The organism is Bacillus sp. NMCC4 (assembly GCF_002998555.1).
Lineage (GTDB): Bacteria > Bacillota > Bacilli > Bacillales > Bacillaceae > Bacillus.
The window spans coordinates 1-12,997 of record NZ_PVRA01000011.1 but is presented as its reverse complement, the minus strand read 5'-3'; the positions used below and the strand labels follow the sequence as shown (position 1 = coordinate 12,997).

Here is a 12,997-nt window from a genome sequence, read left to right as displayed (position 1 = left end):
GAAGGTAATGTAGATCTATTGAAGAAATGAAAATAGGATAAAAATATAAAGGAAGTGGATAGAATGACAACGCTTTATACACTGCCAAAACATTTTAATACTAAAGACTTTTATGTTCAGCCGGTAACCAAAGTATTAGAAAATGCTGTTCAAGTAACAACATGGAAGTATGACAATGATCAAAGTCTATTCAATTTCGAAGTGAAATTCTCTCTAGAATTTGTGGCTAAAAACGGTATACATTATGAAGAAAAGAGTTTTTTTCTTAATAATTACCAGGACCAGATTTCAGAAATATCAGATGTTGTTGTAAGGGACGGATATCTAATCATCGGGGGTTTAAAAGATAAAGGAAATGAACATGATTTATGGACAGTGTTTCAATAAAGGTGTACTTGGAAGCCAACTTAGATTCTTTAGAAGTGTTTGATTACGGGGTTTATTGTAAGAATGGATCTACATTTACTTCGCTGGTGTAACAAGACTTCAAAAAGGGTCCTTTAATTTGTTGATACAGCAACCGGTTTTATAATAATGAACTCTTGTTCACTTCCTGCGAATAAGACAGGAAAAAGGGGTCAATGTGGACACTGGACAAAAAGAAGGGATCATTCCATTGTAAGTGCAATTATGGCCGGGTTAGTGGATAAGATTCTCTCAAAACTTCCAACATACGAAATATGAGAATATCCAATAAAAAACATTCTTCAAGAGGGGGATAATAATGAAAATATCAAAAACTATGACTAATGCAGAATTAGATGCAGAATTAGCAGAAATGGAAAAAAGGGCTAGTGCACTTTTATACAGTAAGATAAGAGCTTGGGAAAGAATAAGGGAAAAAATTATTGAAGAAATAAACCACAAATTAAATAAAACTGAAAATAGAATTTCACGCAACATAGACTTGTTGAAAGAAGAAGCAAATGATTTAGAAAAATCACTGAAAAAACAAAATATAGATGTCGAATACGTTGCAACCACATACAACGTTAATTTAACAAGGTCACTTCGTTTGTTTGGGTGTTTGATATATGAATCCAGAAAGATACACGGAGGATACGAATACAATGTGAAGGATTGCGAAACCTTGAAAACGTTATGCACACTTGAAACCATTGATGAAGCAATAGAAGAGGTGTTAACTAAAACCAAGTCGAGTTATACAGTGGATGAAATTAAAAAAAAATATTGGGATTATGAAACGGAGTGATTCACATTTGAAAGCTTTTAATCCTAGAAAGCACGACTCATTTATGTCCGATTATTTATATAACAAGCGTAAATTTTACTTAGATATTTCAAAAAAATTCTTTCATTATTTCTTTTTCTTTAGTTTTCGGTTGATACTTATAATTACAATGACAATATTAACACTCAGTGCGGCCAGTCTTCTTCTGTCATTTGTGTTAGGGATTTTGGTTAAACCATAATTCATGCCTTTGTAGAATCTTTTATACACGTCATAAATGGATCAGTATGCAGCCACTCAAAAATTTATGTATGTGTTAGAACAATGGATCCACATTTACCTTCTTGTACAATATTTGGTCTGATTTTTATAGCGTATCTTTTTTTCATCGAATTGAAGGAACGGCTTTGAAGGGTAACAAATGAAAAGGAGAGAGTAAGAGTGATGAGTTTTAAGGCTAAAATAACCCTATTGAAATGTTTGGAAAGTTTTTTCGGAAATGTTATACCTATTATCATCGCTATTTTAGGTATGAACAACATCATATTTCACCTTGCTTTCGGTGTTAAACTTTATGTTTGGTTTTTTTTAATTTCAATAACAGTTACGTTTTTAATCGCTTTATTTATTTCGAATATTATAGATGGAATAAAAAAAAGAAATTTTTTCGACTATTGCAAAGAGAATGAACTTAACCCTACTCTAGGAAATTGGAATGAATGGAAATTCAAGATGAAAATTTATGAGTGATGTAACAAGACTTGAAAAAGGGCACTTTTATAAGGAGGGGAATAAACATGAAAATGTCAGCAGATGAAGTGAACGTTGATTTATTCAATGAAGTGAAAAGGTTAAAAGAAAAATGTGAAATAGCTTCTCTGGAACTGGAAATTGCAAAGAATGAAAGAGATTTTGCAAGGAATGAAAGAGAAATTGCTAATTTGGAAATTGCTATTTTAAAGAACGATATGATATTAGTAGAATCTTTGTTAGGTAAGTTGATTCATGATAAAAAAAAGGTTGGGAAAGCCCATTTAATAAATGTATATAAAGAAGTTTTTAACTCTGAAAGGTTAAAAGATTTACAAAAACATGCTAAAGGATGGTCAATTCCAGAAGTGACAGATGTTGTTATAAAAGACGGCTTTCTTATTATCGAAGGTGTAAATGATGACGACTAAGTGGATTATAAATAACTGTGCGCGGAAGTAATGTAGATCTATTCTGGACGGAGTGATTTAATGAATCTGGTTGAAAAAATGAGAGTAGTTGAAACTGCATGTGATAAGTTGAATATAGAAATTGAAGGGAAAGTAGTAGCAAGAATTGACACTTTTCACAGGGGGAAAATTAAAAGTTTATGGGTAAAGGATAAACACGTTTGCGACATTAATGATCAAAAAGAAGCATGTGAAAAACTATTAAAGTTTTTCATTAATACCAGAAAAAGAATTGAACTGATCCATAAACACAATGACGAACTAGAGTTTGGTTGTGGAGTTTTTAGAAGCTCTTCATACGTTTGTTTTTCAGTCCTAAGAGAAAGACAGAGAGAGCTTGAAAACATAATGAGGGATATTAAAAAATATGACTATCTAGGAGAGAGAAACATGACGTTAAACGACCTTGATTTAGCTGTAACAGTTACTTTAAATGATGGCAGCATCATTGATTATTCACAGAATGAAGAGAATCAATGGATTTGGACACTTACTGATCCAAAGGGGAATAAAGAAGAAGGAGAGGCTTTTCCGACAATAGAAGACTGCTACTTGGACGTACGTGATCGTTTTAGTAATAGGTAGTGTTTTAAATGATGATTTTCTTCTGGAGCCTTGTTCATGTCCCTGCACAATTTGATACTTAATTTGTGTTATGTTTCTTTTTCTTTGTGGTCAAGGGGAAGGAAAATAAATCGGAAGATAAAGGGAGAATAAGGGCCATGAGTTTTAGAGCTGAAATAACCATATTGTTTAGATAAGAAGGTGAAGTTATGGAATTTCGTGAAGCGTTTTTGCAGTCGATTCGTGATATCGGGAAAACAATATTCGGTACTATAGTATTATTGGCATACTTTATAATACCCCCTGCAATTGGTGTAATAATTTTTGGTGTGGGATTTTTACTTTATAAAGAGGTATCTCTTTGGGTTGCAATTGTTTATTTTATTTTTCTTATTGTTATGGAACGTACTTTTTCCTTATGGTTAACCTGCGGTATCGATATAGAAGAATATATCAAGATCAAAAGGATGATGGACGAGGATAGATAAAGGGACAGTGCAATAATTGAAAGGGGAGATTTGTACAAGGCAGTAAACATAGATCCATTAGAAGTGTTTATTTACGGGGTTTATTATAAGAATGGATCCACATTTACTTCCGTTTATCGGGAGGTAAATCAAGATCCATTGTAGGCGAACAGCACGAATCTAGATCCATAATGTTCAAATAACATCAATTTTCTTCTCGCGAATCATAAAAATTAAAGATGGACCTAGATATTTCATTTATAAGTTCTACTTCCGATAGGGAACGAGTAGAGAGCATGTTAAGATGTGCGGCTATTGAAGGTTCTTCTTCTCTAACGGCAAAAAACACAAAAGGGGTAACCCCTAGAGCATTTATTAATCTGTCAAATGATTTAAGTGTAATATTTCTTTCACCTCGTTCAACATCGGCGATATAGGAGGGGTTAATACCCGATTCTTGTGACAATCTTTCTTGTGTCCAGCCCTGAGTTTTTCTTAATTCTTTAAGGCGGCCGCCAACAAATTTAATTAGTTGATCCATATTCAACACCTCTTGTTTTAGAAACAGCCCTGATTTTTAGTATTAGTATTAACAATTGAGCAGAAAAAATCTCAAAATTTATGGGTAGGTTAAAACAATGGATCCACATTTACCTTCCGAATGGATCTACATTTATCTTCTAGTACAAAATACAACCAAAAGTTGGACTTGGGCTCTTCTGGTTTACATAATCTTTATTCTCGGAAGTTATGTGTCAAGGCCCAAACTGATGTTCAAGAAGGATGAAAAATGATCTGGTGTATTAGTTTTTTCTTTGCGCTGTATTGGTTTATTGATCTGTGTACTTACAATATTGTTGAGGCTGGTAGCAGCATGATAGTACGAACAGTAGCAGAAAAAGAAGATAAATTTAACTAATGAGAGTGGAAATTACGAGGAGCGAGATTTCATGGATTGTTGCCCGGTTTTTGCAGGCCTTACAATCCATGTGCAACCCAGGTGATTTCCCTTCCCTGTATATATATAAATGCTATAATTAGGTAATTCATTTAAAGGAGAATAAGAATGCAGTCTAATACGTCATACAATAATATTGCCTACAAATGTGGTTATCAAGATGGAGAAATAGCTACATTAAAAAAGGAATTAGAAACACTCGCTGACATAAAAGCTGAACATATAACAATATATAACGCAGATAGTTTAATTAGCAGAAGAATTAAAGAGTTGAAAACCATAATTATGGAATTCAAACGTGGTTATCAAGATGGAGAAATAGCTACATTAAAAAAGGAATTAGAAACACTCATTAACATAAAAGCTGAACATATAACAATATATAACGCAGATAGTTTAATTAGCCGGAGAATTAAAGAGTTGGAAACCATAATTATGGAATACAAATGTGGTTATCAAGATGGAGAAATGGACACATTATCAAAGGAATTACAAAAATTCGTTGATATAAGATTTGAGAATAAAGATTTATATAATGAACAGAATACAATCGTTCTAAGAATTAGAAAGTTAGAGAGTATATTAAAGCTATATTGATAAGGAGAATCAAAATGAGAAACGCAATGAGAACCCCCTCTTTCTGGATCACATTCTTTATATACTGCGCCCTTTACTTTGCTTTTCTTACTGCCGGTGCTAATGGTCTTGTAGCTTTCATTGGTGCATTTACTTCGGTAATCGTCGGAGCTTACGTGAGGCTCTTTCTGTCAAGAAAACAAAAAGAAGCAAAAAGAAGCTAAAGGCAATAAAGTTGGATAGATACGGTGAAACGTTAGCATTTAAAGAAAATTATAAAATACAATCATTAGAGAAAATCCAGGATATCGATAAGAAGCTTAGAAGTTTTAAATTTAGCGAAGATGGAACATATGACTCTGTAATTAGGGTTAATCTAGAAGTGGCAATGCAATCATTATATGATGGTTTTGATTTAAAGAGTATTTTTGCAATGCCCAAGCGTTTGTATTATCGTAAATGGGCATTAGCTAAGTTGGAATTTAATTGGCTGGAATCACAAGTAGATTGATTAAATAACTTAAAACCCCCTTCTATCGCAGATGAAGGGGGTTTTACCCCATATGACCACCAACCAAATTAGATCGATGAATCATGGTTCCGGCATTGGTATATGAAGCCGCACGCATGATTGCGGTATGACCAAATTTGTTGTTGATTTCATCCATTACATGGCCCAACCGACTAACCTTTTCCTGATCAGGTTTAAAGAGATCCAGCTGCATGTAATTGGCCGGGTCTACTTTTGAAAGAGAAATGGCAATTGATCTTACTGTCCCATTAGAGTGAAATTGATCAAAGAGGGCTTCGCACACCCTGAAGATATCCATAGTGACATTAGTCGGCTGGTCAATCGTTTTAGCGCGACTAAATCCTCCCCCACCCTCTTTTACGCTGTAACCTATAGAAAGTGACACAGTTCTTCCTGCTTTATGTGCTTTTCTTGCTCTGCTGGCAACGGCTTCAGCAATTTCTAAGATAACGGTTTTTATGGCAGCTATGTCACGATCTGTTTCACCAGGATAGTCTCTCAACAAGATCTGGCTTTTTCCGAAAGAAATGTTTTCAGGAAGATCCTGATGATTGATCTCACTTGTATCGATGCCATTAGCATGATAGTGTAGCTGCAATCCCATTACACCAAACTTTCTCTGCAACAATTCTTTTGGGTAGTTAGCCAGCTGGCCGACTGTAGAAATGCCCATGCCATTCAAATTACGTTCCATACGTCTTCCTATGCCCCACATTTTAGACAAGGGTCTAACAGGCCATAACTTCTCTTTTAAATCAGCTGTGGTCCACTCAGCGATTCCAGAAGGGCTTTTTTTGCTTTCGAGGTCCATAGCAAGCTTTGACAGGAGCATATTTTCACCAATTCCAATGGTCACCGTCAAACCAAATTGCCTTAGAATAGATTCTTTTATTTTTACGGCCATGTCCTTTGGGCTGCCCCACAGACGCGGTGAACGCCATCTTATAAACGATTCATCGATGCTATAGACATAAACATCTTCAGGCGGCGCAAAACTGTAAAATAGCTCTGTTAATGCAGTTGATATGTCAATAAACTTTCTCATCTGCGGATTCACAATGTGAATTCTAGGGTCTGAAGGGATTTCATATAACCGAGATCCGGTCTTGATATGGTAGTCGCGTTTTAAAGCCGGTGAGGCAGCTAAAACTACGCTTCCAGAACGATCCTTGTTACCGACTACAGCAAGGTAGCAAGTTAACGGATCAAGATCCATCATTATGGCAGCAGCACTCGCATAGAAACTTTTCACGTCAACGGCCAGAAACTTCTTATCTCGATGATTCATTGGCCTACACTGTTTGCATCAACAATATCGTTAAAGTTAATTGTCATCTGGTCTTCGTCATTTCTTAACGTTACCTGATGGCTTTGAGCAGATATTGCAGTTAGATAACCTATTTGCTTTTCGTGAAAACCATTATGATGTGTGGTTATTTCAATCAAAGTGTTGTTATATAAGGCTTCATACAAGTTTAAGGAAATGTACTCCTGGTGTTGCTCATCGAGTATCGGTTTATCTGTTTTCTCTAGTGACAATCTTAGTTTGTTAAGTGATTCTCTATGCTCCGGCATCATAAGAGAAGTTCCCCACTTCTTACTAAACCCTCGATCCATGCTGTATTCCTCCTTAAAAATCATTACACTTATTTTAACCGAACTTACGTTCTTGTCCAACAAGAAGTTTTTTCCGGTAAATTGAAACACTCTATTAATGATTAAGGTTATTGTTTGAAAGTATTAGAAGGACATATTTTCATTTTCCCTTTAAAATATGATAATCTTTTCTTAATTACTTTATTTATGAAGGAGAAGTCTTTTCATGGGAAAAAGGATTGATTTGAAAAGAAAAGTCTTTGGAGAACTGAAAGTCATAAAGTTAAGTGATAAAACCACTAAAAACAATACACGTTTGTGGGAATGTGAGTGTGTTTGCGGAAATCTAGTCTATGTGTTGGGGGTAAGTTTACGGGCAGGATATTACAAAAGCTGTGGTTGTAAACGCTCCGAAAAACGTGATCAAGGATTAGAGGAGTATTTACATCGAGATGCTATTGATGGTACAAGAAAAAGTGCTCTTACATCAAAACTACATAAAAACAATAAAAGTGGACATAAAGGTGTGCGCTGGAACGAATCTCGCAACAAATGGACGGTAACTATAGGATTTCAACGGAAGCAAATTTTTTTAGGGAACTATGATATTTTAGATGACGCAATAAGTGCTAGAAAAATAGCAGAAGAAAAATACCATCTGCCATATTTAGGAGGACACAATGAATAAAGAAGAAATTAAAAAATGGATGGAAGAAAACTTGGTTGGAACAGATGAAGCAAGGGAGATTACAGGTCAATCAAGATCGGCCTTTAACCAAGCACTAGAAACAAAAAGGATCATCCCCTTCTTTTCTACTGGTGAAGGCACTGGAAAAAGAAATCTATATTTGAAAAGGGACCTCGAAGAATATTATAAAAACAAGAAAAAAATCAAATGAGCTATTTACTAAACTCTGTTTTAATAACAGAGTTTTTTTGTTACGAAAAACTTTTTAAAATCTTTTTGTATGTATATCTTTACATGGTAAGATATACATTATATAATGTGTTTAACAACAAAAGAAAACAGGAAAGCCATAGATCGCTGCAGACACAATAAGGTGTCGAGCATACGGAGAAGATCAAATGAAATTTAAAGAATTGAATGACAAGAACTCAACCATTGTATTCTTTGAAGAAAAAGAGTACAGAACAACCCAAAATCCATTTGTTAATAACGATGGCACTCTTTACATAGCTCATGCTGTAGATGAGTTAAATGAAGAATACTTCATTGAGTGGGAGATTACTCATCCGGATTCAGAAGACGAATCAGAAACATGTGACTGGAAAAACCCTGTTAATGTTATCAGTCTATAAGTTTCTAGGCAACTTTAAACCGCATTAAGCCTAGAGCGTACCCCTCAATGGGAAGGTTGCAACTAGTTAAACACTTACATAAAAAATGTCGCAGGTGCAATAAGGCATCGGACAATAAGGGGAGAAACGAATATGAGAGATTCATGGGAAGAGACTATGTCTCGAATGGACGATGAGATCGAAGAAATGAGAGCCCTAAAAACAAAAGAAGGGAGAAAAGCATACGCGCAGGCGTGCGGAATTGCGTCAAGAAAATATAAGATGCCGTTTGAGCTTTGCCTTGCAGTAGGAGCAAAAAACGTCGAGGTGCTAGCCAAACACAAAAGACGAATGCCAACAAAAGCACAATACTGGGCTCTTGATTATTGCGGAATCGACCGCAGAAAGAGCGCAATACTTGAATTAATAGGTGAGGAGCTATTCCTCAAGTTGGATGTGAAATGGATGAATCAAACAAATTCAAAACGGTTGGGGGATTGGCTTAAAGAACCAGCCGATGGAAAATACGTATATAACTATTGACAAATTATGTTTATCTTAGTATATTAATATCAAGGTCGCACCTCATACGTGGGTGCGTGGATTGAAATGTCTTAATAGACAAATAAAAAAGCCTTGTCCTACTAAATGGACAAGGCTTTTTTCTATTTTCTTTAATGGTTGGGTCATTCAGTGTTTCAACCTATATAACATTGAGTAAGAACCGAGGTAGCGCTAGTTTACTTTCGTCAGTAAACAAGTATTATCGCGTTTCTGTAATCCCTTTGAGTGTATTTATTTTAACTTTCTTTGCGTGTTAATATTAATGATCTTAATAGCAGTTTAAATTTCATGTAGTACGCATCCATATTTACTTATAAATGGTATTATAGATATATTGGGTTGGAGGTGAATTCTTGTACACAATGGCCAATGCTTATGGATCATCTTAGACTCACATACCTGTTCAAATTATTTAAGGAGTGAGTAATGAAATGAAAAGAATTGCTTTCTTAATGATTTTGGCTTGTTTTGTTGGATCTCAAATGTTCTCCCCTAATGTTTTTGCAGCTGCAGCAGATCCGGCAAAGATATCAACGATTAAAGAATATCAGGAAAAGCTTATTTCAGAACTTTCCTTGATCAATCCGCAAACTGATAGTGAATTGGACCAAGTGATCGATGGTTTAAAGGAAACAGTAGATGAATCGCTCATACCGAATTACTACACCTCAACTCAAAGTACAACGTTGCTGCCTAACACAAGCAATTCATCAAATGATGAGTTAGACATGAATAAATATCTTGATGACAACCTTGCTTTAGGCCAGTTCGAAAGCCACTCAATCAATGATAACCTTACAATTATCACTACAAATAGTCCTGTCTTTTACATCCACCAAACCACAGCTGAAGAAACTCCTAAAGATCCTGAAGAGAATGGAGACTTCAAAGCTGCTGCTGCTAAATACAAAAACACTAAAACCTTCACTAGCTGGTATACAGCAAAAAACTTTCTCAATATGAAGCTTTTCACCGTCAAGACAAAGGGTTACTTCCAATATAATGGTAGTAACGTTAAGGCAAAATTAAATGATGCCTGGTATACAAAAGCATTCCTTTCCATCTGGCAAGTATCAAATTGGAAGAAAGGGACCTATAAAAAGGGCAAGAATTATGCTGAAGTGTACGGAAGAGGAAATTTTCACTTTGGCCTTGAAATAAAAGGATATGGCTTGGTCGTACAAGACCAATACATCAAGGTTTATTTGACGGCCAACAAAAAAGGAACCGTATGGAAGAAATGGAGCGTTAAATAAACTGTAAGCATCAGGTTCATTTGAAAGGTGGTGAGAATTTGAAAAGATTCTTCATATCAAAATCCTTTATGATCTCATTCTTTGTAACACTTCTCTTCTTTGGCATTCAAATTAACAAAGAAGGAGCCAACTTCACAGTCTTTGCTAACCTCCTGATCACAAGCTTTATAGTGGGTGTTTTGGTTGCTGCTATCGTCAGATTGTTCACAAGACGAAAAGCTTCAACAAGCTCTTAACATTTACCTTTGACATGTTTTAAGCAGGCTTCAGCCTGCACGCAGTCGGCCGCGCGTAAAGAACCATGGAGGAACAATGCAGCTGTTGCGGCTGGTGACAACCAGGTGCTTACAGATGTTTGTTATCCCATGGTTTAGCGTGGAGCGAGATACCACGAAATGTTGGCCGGTGTTCTGTACCGGCTTACAGTTCGTGAGTAGACCCGGAGGGCAGCCCGCATTTTCTTTTCATTAAATATCAGTTATAATCTTTACAATCCATCAATCCATTAAGGATGCATACGCATTCTAACAATGTACAATATGGCTGATCAATTACATGATCAATCATTGTATAGTATTAAAGAGAGACTTGCCCCAGCACAAGGGAAGTCTCTTTTTTTATGTTTAGGTGCTGCGATGTGAACGAAGTGAACATGCAGCACAGTCTTTTTTCTTTTGCAGCGTTAGCTGCCCAAGCAGGCTCGATGCCTGCGATTCAATAAAAGGAAAGCATCAGCTTTCCTTCCAAGCGTAAGCGCGATTAATTATGATTTACTCTTTAACAAACAAAAAAACCGCGTTTATGCGGTTTTATGTTCCCCCTCTTCACACTTGCACCAAGTGTGGGTGCTTATTAAAGCTGTTTATAGCTTTTTTGATTACTTTAGCAATCGCTTTTCCGATCTCTACTGGAACAGCGTTTGCTATTTGCTGTTGCATTGAAGACAGGGAACCCTTGAATATGAAAGAATCTTTTAAACCAAACAGTCTCGCGCATTCCCGTACACTTAAAATGCGATTTTTGGTCGGATGAGTGATTAGATTTTTTCTTGGGTTTGCTATCGTGATTGATGGCTCATCCAGTTTAAGTCTTCGATACACTAGACTATGGGTCTTACCAGATAACATCCTAGCATTTTTCAATTTATTTGGTATTGCAGTCCAGTTCTCCCCCTGCTTCACATAGCGCATTCTTTTAATCGTATCTTCCCTGCTTTTTGATATATCCGTCTGATTCGGTATAGAATCATCAAGATTAGCAAAAGCTTCCCCCACTGTTTTATATTTTGCAACTGTGGTTTTTGGAAGATCGATCCGACCGATTTTCGAACCGATGAAAATGGCTCTTTTTCTCTTTTGTGCGGAACCCATATCAACGGCATTAATTACTCCATATGAAATGGTAAATTCGGACAACTCTTTTATAATCTCATCTCTAAATTGTCCATCTCCTGCCGTTAGGATTTCCGGCACGTTCTCTAGAACAAACACCTTGCAATGCGTGTTTGCTTTCACTGCTTCTATATATTTTTTTACTAATAAGTTATTTGGATTTTCAAGGAATGATGTTTTTCTGTTCGAGCTTGAAAACCCTTGACAGGGGCTACCTCCAATCATGATAGGAGCCTTAATGTCGTTTAACTTTGTGAAGTCGTAGTTAGTTAGATCGGCTTGCTGAATATGATCACCTAGATTAGCTCTATACGTCTTGCTTGCCTCTGCATCCTTTTCTAACGCTAGTTTTACAGTGAACCCTTCTTCAACAAAGCCTTGGTCGAAGATACCTGCCCCACTAAAAAGACTAATAATCTGTAGTGGTATTTTAAGATGATCGACTAATTTTGTAGTAGTAGCATTGTTTTCAACGCGAGTTGTACTGGCATCTAAGTAGTCGAATATAGAAAATTGCTGGTAGCTGTCTCCGACTACTTGATCCAGTTGCTTTCTTGAAAGCAACACTTCTAGTCTGTTTTGCTTTAAGACCTTTTTCTCTTTCTTTTTGAAGGAGAAAAAATCTTTTATAGCACCTAACTTATTGTTTATTGAATTTTTTTTTTGAATTCCTCGAATGAGGATTTGATCATCAAAAATCTCGATCTCTAGATGATCAACACCTGCGAATGCTTCCAATGCATCTTTTTTCCGAATATCAATCACAGGTTTATAACTGCCGTTATAGGCTCTCTTTGAAACAGTATTTCTAGTTTGTTCCGCAGGGACAATCGTCAATGTATGATTTTCAGGATCAATGATATAGTCAAAATTTCGACCCACTTCAAATTTTGTTTGAAGTAGCTGGGCATCCTGGATGTAAATGCCTCTTTTGCTGGGTTTCGCTGTTCTTTTTTTAATCAACATTTTGCATTGCTCCTTTTTCCTTTTTACCTCCGAAGGGGTTGGTCCCCATAGGGGATGAATTTTCCCTTTTGACAGGTAGAACGGACAACTGAGGATAGACGCATGACAAGAGGGCCGCAGGCATCGCGTTAGCGACAAGTGCTGATTTGCCTTTAGGTAGCGTAACCGTTGCTTCAGGGATGTTTAGCATAGGCTCTACTGCTAAACATTCCTGGGGCTTACGAGTTACGACTGATCAGCATTTGCTCTTGTCATGTGGCTGGCCGTCTTATCAAAAAGTGTGGTAAAGAGCCGGAGGCGCAAACTTTGGCACGCTTTTTGATTAGCCGGCCCCGAATGTTGTACGCTTCGGAGGTCAAAAGGGAAATGTCACTTTAACGGCAGCCGGAGGCTGGCTACCGATGGTTTTAGGAAGC

General features: G+C 36.4%; 18 protein-coding genes. 14 read left to right on the top strand and 4 right to left on the bottom strand.

What is annotated here, in order from left to right:
* Window positions 1-63: 63 nt before the first annotated feature.
* The 6 genes from C6Y02_RS16890 (at window position 64) to C6Y02_RS16865 (ending at window position 3,464) form a co-directional block, all read left to right on the top strand.
* The gene (locus C6Y02_RS16890) at window positions 64-387 is read left to right on the top strand and encodes a hypothetical protein (RefSeq protein WP_106031769.1); all 324 of its coding nucleotides are present in this window, start codon (window positions 64-66) and stop codon (window positions 385-387) included.
* A gap of 337 nt (window positions 388-724) precedes the next feature.
* Window positions 725-1,213 (top strand): hypothetical protein, encoded by a 489-nt coding sequence (locus C6Y02_RS16885; protein WP_106031768.1) that lies wholly within the window; start codon window positions 725-727, stop codon window positions 1,211-1,213.
* 420 nt (window positions 1,214-1,633) lie between these two features.
* Entirely contained in the window at window positions 1,634-1,942 is a 309-nt protein-coding gene (locus tag C6Y02_RS16880) for a hypothetical protein (RefSeq protein WP_142393581.1), read from the top strand.
* Window positions 1,943-1,989: 47 nt separating this feature from the next.
* Window positions 1,990-2,373 (top strand): hypothetical protein, encoded by a 384-nt coding sequence (locus C6Y02_RS16875; RefSeq protein ID WP_106031766.1) that lies wholly within the window; start codon window positions 1,990-1,992, stop codon window positions 2,371-2,373.
* Window positions 2,374-2,433: 60 nt separating this feature from the next.
* Entirely contained in the window at window positions 2,434-2,997 is a 564-nt protein-coding gene (locus C6Y02_RS16870) for a hypothetical protein (protein WP_106031765.1), read from the top strand.
* 188 nt (window positions 2,998-3,185) lie between these two features.
* The gene (locus C6Y02_RS16865; protein WP_106031764.1) at window positions 3,186-3,464 is read left to right on the top strand and encodes a hypothetical protein; all 279 of its coding nucleotides are present in this window, start codon (window positions 3,186-3,188) and stop codon (window positions 3,462-3,464) included.
* Window positions 3,465-3,648: 184 nt separating this feature from the next.
* On the opposite strand, the gene C6Y02_RS16860 is transcribed toward C6Y02_RS16865, so the two are convergent.
* A complete protein-coding gene (locus C6Y02_RS16860) occupies window positions 3,649-3,984 on the bottom strand; it encodes a helix-turn-helix domain-containing protein (RefSeq protein WP_106031763.1) in 336 nt (111 codons plus the stop codon).
* Between the two features lie 525 nt (window positions 3,985-4,509).
* Between C6Y02_RS16860 and C6Y02_RS16855 the strand changes: the two genes are divergently transcribed.
* Both C6Y02_RS16855 and C6Y02_RS16845 read left to right on the top strand, forming a co-directional pair.
* The gene (locus C6Y02_RS16855; RefSeq protein WP_106031762.1) at window positions 4,510-4,998 is read left to right on the top strand and encodes a hypothetical protein; all 489 of its coding nucleotides are present in this window, start codon (window positions 4,510-4,512) and stop codon (window positions 4,996-4,998) included.
* Between the two features lie 214 nt (window positions 4,999-5,212).
* Window positions 5,213-5,488, top strand: a complete 276-nt coding sequence (locus C6Y02_RS16845; RefSeq protein WP_106031760.1) for a hypothetical protein — start codon at window positions 5,213-5,215, stop codon at window positions 5,486-5,488.
* A 43-nt stretch (window positions 5,489-5,531) separates the two neighbouring features.
* Here C6Y02_RS16845 and C6Y02_RS16840 read toward each other — a convergent pair whose 3' ends face one another.
* Both C6Y02_RS16840 and C6Y02_RS16835 read right to left on the bottom strand, forming a co-directional pair.
* Complete coding sequence (locus C6Y02_RS16840; protein ID WP_106031759.1) at window positions 5,532-6,797, bottom strand: Y-family DNA polymerase; 1,266 nt, start codon at window positions 6,795-6,797, stop codon at window positions 5,532-5,534.
* Window positions 6,794-7,126 (bottom strand): YolD-like family protein, encoded by a 333-nt coding sequence (locus C6Y02_RS16835; RefSeq protein WP_189318275.1) that lies wholly within the window; start codon window positions 7,124-7,126, stop codon window positions 6,794-6,796. The genes C6Y02_RS16840 and C6Y02_RS16835 overlap by 4 nt, the downstream gene beginning before the upstream one ends.
* Window positions 7,127-7,331: 205 nt before the next feature.
* Between C6Y02_RS16835 and C6Y02_RS16830 the strand changes: the two genes are divergently transcribed.
* From C6Y02_RS16830 to C6Y02_RS16805, 6 genes are all read left to right on the top strand, one after another.
* Window positions 7,332-7,793: an HNH endonuclease gene (locus tag C6Y02_RS16830; protein WP_106031757.1), complete on the top strand. Its 462-nt coding sequence runs from the start codon at window positions 7,332-7,334 to the stop codon at window positions 7,791-7,793.
* Window positions 7,786-8,004, top strand: coding sequence for a hypothetical protein (locus C6Y02_RS16825; protein WP_106031756.1), 219 nt, complete (start codon window positions 7,786-7,788; stop codon window positions 8,002-8,004). Before C6Y02_RS16830 ends, C6Y02_RS16825 begins: the two co-directional genes overlap by 8 nt.
* Window positions 8,005-8,191: 187 nt before the next feature.
* The gene (locus C6Y02_RS16820; RefSeq protein ID WP_106031755.1) at window positions 8,192-8,425 is read left to right on the top strand and encodes a hypothetical protein; all 234 of its coding nucleotides are present in this window, start codon (window positions 8,192-8,194) and stop codon (window positions 8,423-8,425) included.
* A 132-nt stretch (window positions 8,426-8,557) separates the two neighbouring features.
* Entirely contained in the window at window positions 8,558-8,947 is a 390-nt protein-coding gene (locus tag C6Y02_RS16815) for a hypothetical protein (protein WP_106031754.1), read from the top strand.
* 452 nt (window positions 8,948-9,399) lie between these two features.
* A complete protein-coding gene (locus C6Y02_RS16810; RefSeq protein ID WP_106031753.1) occupies window positions 9,400-10,224 on the top strand; it encodes a hypothetical protein in 825 nt (274 codons plus the stop codon).
* Between the two features lie 38 nt (window positions 10,225-10,262).
* Window positions 10,263-10,460 (top strand): hypothetical protein, encoded by a 198-nt coding sequence (locus C6Y02_RS16805; protein ID WP_061410344.1) that lies wholly within the window; start codon window positions 10,263-10,265, stop codon window positions 10,458-10,460.
* 588 nt (window positions 10,461-11,048) lie between these two features.
* Here C6Y02_RS16805 and C6Y02_RS16800 read toward each other — a convergent pair.
* Window positions 11,049-12,581, bottom strand: coding sequence for a DNA cytosine methyltransferase (locus tag C6Y02_RS16800; protein ID WP_223256607.1), 1,533 nt, complete (start codon window positions 12,579-12,581; stop codon window positions 11,049-11,051).
* Window positions 12,582-12,997: the final 416 nt, after the last annotated feature.

Bases quoted from the DNA above. Each gene is read 5' to 3' on its own strand.
- C6Y02_RS16835 (WP_189318275.1), bottom strand. From the start codon at position 7,126: ATGGATCGAGGGTTTAGTAAGAAGTGGGGAACTTCTCTTATGATGCCG.
- C6Y02_RS16815 (WP_106031754.1), top strand. From the start codon at position 8,558: ATGAGAGATTCATGGGAAGAGACTATGTCTCGAATGGACGATGAGATC.
- C6Y02_RS16890 (WP_106031769.1), top strand. From the start codon at position 64: ATGACAACGCTTTATACACTGCCAAAACATTTTAATACTAAAGACTTT.
- C6Y02_RS16810 (WP_106031753.1), top strand. From the start codon at position 9,400: ATGAAAAGAATTGCTTTCTTAATGATTTTGGCTTGTTTTGTTGGATCT.
- C6Y02_RS16860 (WP_106031763.1), bottom strand. From the start codon at position 3,984: ATGGATCAACTAATTAAATTTGTTGGCGGCCGCCTTAAAGAATTAAGA.
- C6Y02_RS16870 (WP_106031765.1), top strand. From the start codon at position 2,434: ATGAATCTGGTTGAAAAAATGAGAGTAGTTGAAACTGCATGTGATAAG.
- C6Y02_RS16865 (WP_106031764.1), top strand. From the start codon at position 3,186: ATGGAATTTCGTGAAGCGTTTTTGCAGTCGATTCGTGATATCGGGAAA.
- C6Y02_RS16825 (WP_106031756.1), top strand. From the start codon at position 7,786: ATGAATAAAGAAGAAATTAAAAAATGGATGGAAGAAAACTTGGTTGGA.
- C6Y02_RS16820 (WP_106031755.1), top strand. From the start codon at position 8,192: ATGAAATTTAAAGAATTGAATGACAAGAACTCAACCATTGTATTCTTT.
- C6Y02_RS16855 (WP_106031762.1), top strand. From the start codon at position 4,510: ATGCAGTCTAATACGTCATACAATAATATTGCCTACAAATGTGGTTAT.
- C6Y02_RS16800 (WP_223256607.1), bottom strand. From the start codon at position 12,581: ATGTTGATTAAAAAAAGAACAGCGAAACCCAGCAAAAGAGGCATTTAC.
- C6Y02_RS16875 (WP_106031766.1), top strand. From the start codon at position 1,990: ATGAAAATGTCAGCAGATGAAGTGAACGTTGATTTATTCAATGAAGTG.
- C6Y02_RS16840 (WP_106031759.1), bottom strand. From the start codon at position 6,797: ATGAATCATCGAGATAAGAAGTTTCTGGCCGTTGACGTGAAAAGTTTC.
- C6Y02_RS16885 (WP_106031768.1), top strand. From the start codon at position 725: ATGAAAATATCAAAAACTATGACTAATGCAGAATTAGATGCAGAATTA.
- C6Y02_RS16830 (WP_106031757.1), top strand. From the start codon at position 7,332: ATGGGAAAAAGGATTGATTTGAAAAGAAAAGTCTTTGGAGAACTGAAA.